Source organism: Nonomuraea mesophila (assembly GCF_004352805.1).
Classification (GTDB): domain Bacteria; phylum Actinomycetota; class Actinomycetes; order Streptosporangiales; family Streptosporangiaceae; genus Nonomuraea; species Nonomuraea longispora.
In genome coordinates this window covers 1-4378 of the sequence record NZ_SMLD01000321.1, presented here as the reverse complement: position 1 = coordinate 4378, position 4378 = coordinate 1, and the positions used below count along the sequence as shown (strand labels likewise).

Here is a 4378-nt window from a genome sequence, read left to right as displayed (position 1 = left end):
GCTCATGGACGGGGGGCCTGGGGGTGGGGCGGCGGCCGACTCCAGCAGGAGGTCCAGGGTCGCGGCGTCCGGCCGGGCCTCCATGTCGCGTACGAGCAGGGCGGACAGGACGGGGCCGAGCGGCCCCGCGCGTCCGGGCGGCGGGATGTCCTGGTTGAGCACGGCCGCCAGCGTGGCCAGCGCCGTGCCCCTGCGCAGCGGGTGCCGCCCCTCCACGGCCACGTACATGAGCATGCCGAGCGACCACAGGTCGGAGCCCGGCTCTCCTTCGAGGCCGTTGATGCGCTCGGGCGCCATGTACTCGGGCGAGCCGATGAACGCCCCCGTGGCCGTCAGGGTCGTGGCCTCGCGTACGGCCGCGATGCCGAAGTCGGTGAGCACCGAGCGGCCGTCCTCGCGCAGCAGCACGTTGGCGGGTTTGACGTCGCGGTGCTGGATGCCGACGGCGTGTGCGGCCCGTAAGGCGGACAGCACCTCGCGTCCGAGGCGGGCCACCGCGTCCGGCGGCATGGGGCCGTGCTTGAGGCGGTCCTGCAAGGAGCCGCCGGGGACCAGTTCCATGACGATCCACGGGTAGTCGTGCTCCCCCGGGTCGACGATGTGGTGGATGGTGACCACGTGCGGGTGGTTCAGCCGGGCCAGGGCTCTGGCCTCGCGCAGCACCCTGGCGCGCAGCTCGCGGGCGGCGTCGGGGTCGCGCTCGTCCGTGAGGGGATCCGGCGGGCGCACCTCCTTGAGCGCGACCTCGCGGCGCAGGGCGATGTCGCGGGCCCGCCACACCAGGCCCATCCCCCCGCCCCCGAGCCGTTCCACCAGCTCGAAACGGCCGTCGATCACCTGTTCGCGCATGAGGAGCAGATTATCCCGCCGCTGTCAGGCGCTCGTGGCCAGCGCCTCCGCCCCGATGCCGTACTGGAAGGGCAGGCCCCGCGCGTACCGGGCGAGCTCGTCGAGCGCGAGGTCGGCGATGCGCCCCAGCTCGCCTCCGAGCGAGCCGGCGATGTGCGGCGTGAGCAGCACGTTCGGCAGGTCGTAGAGGGGCGAGTCGGCGGGTGGCACCTCGGGCTCGGTCACGTCGATCACCGCGTACAGCCGGCCGCTGGACAGCTCGGCGACGAGCGCGTCCTGGTCGACGAGCGCGCCCCGGGCGGTGTTGATGAGGGTCGCGCCGTCGCGCATCCGGGCCAGGCGGGAGGCGTTGACGAGGTGCCTGGTCTCGGGCAGCGAGGGCGCGTGCAGGCTGATCACGTCGCACCGGTCGAACAGCTCGTCCAGCTCGACGCGGGGCACGCCGAGGTCCTCCGTGAGGTAGGGGTCGGCGACGAGCACGTCGAGGTCGAACGGCCGCAGCAGCTCGATGACCCGCCGGCCGATCCAGGACGCGCCGACGATGCCGATCGTGCGCCGGTAGTTGCCGAACCCGGGGAAGAGGCCCTCGATGTCGAGGGACGTACGCCGCTCGCGGTAGAGCCCGGCGATGTCCAGCACCCGCTTGTTGGCGAACAGGATGGAGGCCAGGGTGTACTCGGCGACGGGTTCGGCGTTGGCGGCCGCCGCCGAGGAGACGAGGATGCCGCGCTCCCAGCAGGCGTCGGTGACGTGGTGTTTCACGCTGCCCGCCGCGTGCACGATCGCCCGCAGCCTGGGCGCCCTGGCGAGCACGTCGCCGGTGACCGGCGGGCACCACCAGCTCGTGCAGAGCACCTCGGCCTCGGCCAGCGCACCGGCCACGGCGGGGTCGTCGAAGTCGTCGGCCACCAGGTCGGGGTCGGTGTCGGCGACGGCGGTCAGCCGGTCGCGCGCCGGCCCGGCGAAGATCCGTCCCGCCACCTGCCGTCCCATGGCGAGCAGAGTTGTGGGCCGCACATCAGTCATGACGCTCCAGCTTCCCCGACGATGATCCGATCTTAACGTTTCCCCACAAGCCTCTCTTTTCGGTCATGAGCGGGTCGATGTCAAGCGTGCGCGGGCGGCCTCGATCCAGAGCCGCACGTTCGCCCGTTCACCGACCTCCAGCGCCTGCCGGTAGTGGGGTTCCGCCGGGCGCCCCAGGAACGCGGCCACGTCCCCGAGCACCTGTGCGGTGGGCCAGACGGCCAGGTAGCCGGTGCTCCCCACGGGTTCGGGCGCGAACGGCAGCAGCGCGTCGTAGGCGAGCTCCGCCCGTCTCCGGTCGCCGAGCGCGACACCGAGCAGGCCGCGTACGGCGGTCAGCAGGTGCCAGAAGTAGTCACGCCGCGCGGGAACCGGCTCGGCGGGCACCAGGGCGCGGGCCTCGTCCGCCCTGCCCGCGTGGCAGAGTGCGAGCGCGTACAACTCCAGCAGCTCTTCGCGCCACGGCCCCTCCGTCACGTACGGCTCCAGGCCGGGCAGGACGGGCGTGAGGTCGCCGCGCATCAGGTGCATGGCGTACCGGCTGAGCAGCAGCAGCCCCGCCTCGTGCTGCCACATGCCGAGCCGGCCCGCGAGCTCGGCGGCGGCGCGGTAGCGGGCGTCGGCCGTGTCGTAGTCGCCGCGCAGCGCGGCGCGCAGGCCGTCGTGGAAGCCGGTCACGGCGAGGGGCAGCGGCATGTCGTACCGCTCGGCCAGCCGCCTGGCCTCTTCGGCGTGCCGGTCGGAGACGGTGAGCTCGGCGCGGTTGATGGCGGCCTGCATGAGGACGAGATGGCCGAGGACCTCGACGGTCACGTCGGAGCCCGACAGGCGCAGCAGTTCGGCGCCGATCTCCGCGCGTTCCTCGTGGCCGCCGTACCGGAACGTCTGGTGCAGGCGGCCGTTGAGCGCGAGCACGAGCAGGCCGGGGTCGCCGAGGCGGCGGGCCATCGCGACGGCCTCCTGGGAGGCGAGGTAGCCGCGTTCGGCCGGCTCGCCCTCCAGCTCGAACGCCAGCGTGGTGAGCAGCCGGCAGCGGGTCGTGCCGTCGCCGGGCGGCAGCCGGGTCAGCGCCTGCTCGACGGCCTCGATGAGGGCGGTGTCGAGGGTGCCGTACTGGCGGCTGCTCCAGAACGTCGGCACCTCGAACGAGACGATCACCCGGGCGAGCAGGTCGGGGTCGTCCAGCGGCAGCGCGTCCCGGAGCGCGCGTTCCCTGTGGCCGCGGGCCGTGCCCAGCCGGCCGGTGTTGGCCAGGGCCGACACCAGGGACATGGTGAGCTCCAGGCGTTCGCGCGGGTCGACGGTGGCGTCGAGCGCCTGCTGCCAGAGCGCGGCGGCCTCGTGGTGGGCGAAACGGCGCTCGGCCTGCTCGGCGGCGAGCCTGGCGTAGCGGGCGGCCCTGGCCGGGTCGGCGGCGGAGGCGGCGTAGTGGTGGGCGAGCGCGGCCACGTCGCCGGGGTCGTGCTCCTCGATGGCCCTGGCCACGCGCAGGTGCAGGCGGGCCCTGCGGATGCGGGACAGATCGTCGTAGAGGGTGTCGCGGATGAGCACGTGGGCGAACCTCAGCCGTCCCGCCTCCGGTTCGGTCACCAGCCCGGTGACCAGCCCCGACTCGATGGCCGCCAGCACGGTCTCCTCGTCGGCGCCGCTGACGGCGCCCAGCACGTCGACGTCGCTCTCGCGGCCGATGACCGCGCTCTGCCGCAGGATGGTCCGGGCCTGCGCCGGAAGCCTGGCCACGCGGCGGCGCAGCACGTCGCGTACGCCGGCGGGCACCGCCACCACGCCCTCCGCGTCGAGCAGGCGCGCGGTCTCCCTGACGAAGAACGGGTTGCCGCCGGTGCGCTCGGCGATCTCGGCGACCGTGGCGGCGTCGGCGGGCCGGCCGCAGGTCAGCTCGATCAGCTCGCCCACCTCGGGCGCCGCGAGCCCGTCGAGCTTCACCCGGTACGGCTCGCGGGCGGCGATGGCGGCCAGCGCGTCGGCCAGGTGGTCGTTCGGCTCGGTGTGCCGGTAGCTGCCGGCGACCAGGACCGGCAGCCCGGCGGCCGCGCCGACCACGTGGGTGAGCATGGCCAGCGTCTCGGCGTCGGCCCTGTGCAGGTCGTCGAGCACGAGCAGCAGCGGCCGCCCGATCGCCGTGACGAACGCGCCGGCGGCCCGGTGCAGCCGGAACCTCGCCCCCGGCACGTCCCCGCGCACCGGGGTGTCGGACAGCAGCGGCGCGAGCGCCTCGGGGTCGCCGGGCGGGAAGCGGGCGGCGAGCTGACGCAGCAACTCGGCCCAGGCCCAGCCGGCGGGGGCGCCCTCGTGCTCGGGGCAGCGGCCCCACCCGACGGTCCAGCCCTGGCCCTCCAGCGTGTCGCGTACCTGCTCCATGAACGCCGTCTTGCCGGCGCCGGGCTCCCCGCTGACCAGGACGACGCCGCCGCGCATCGCGGTCACGGCGGCGAGTTCGGCGCGCCGGCCGACGTACGGCTGCGCGACCGCGGCGGGCCGGGAG

At 74.6% G+C, this 4378-nt stretch carries 3 protein-coding genes; all 3 read right to left on the bottom strand.

What is annotated here, in order from left to right; translation table 11 throughout:
• Positions 1-849, bottom strand: an 849-nt coding sequence (locus E1295_RS47360; RefSeq protein WP_220449260.1) for a serine/threonine-protein kinase, incomplete at its 3' end; no start/stop codon positions are given.
• Positions 850-873: 24 nt separating this feature from the next.
• Complete coding sequence (locus E1295_RS47355; RefSeq protein WP_132641847.1) at positions 874-1875, bottom strand: hydroxyacid dehydrogenase; 1002 nt, start codon at positions 1873-1875, stop codon at positions 874-876.
• Positions 1876-1938: 63 nt separating this feature from the next.
• On the bottom strand, positions 1939-4378 hold a 2440-nt coding region (locus E1295_RS47350), incomplete at its 5' end, for an ATP-binding protein (RefSeq protein ID WP_132641845.1).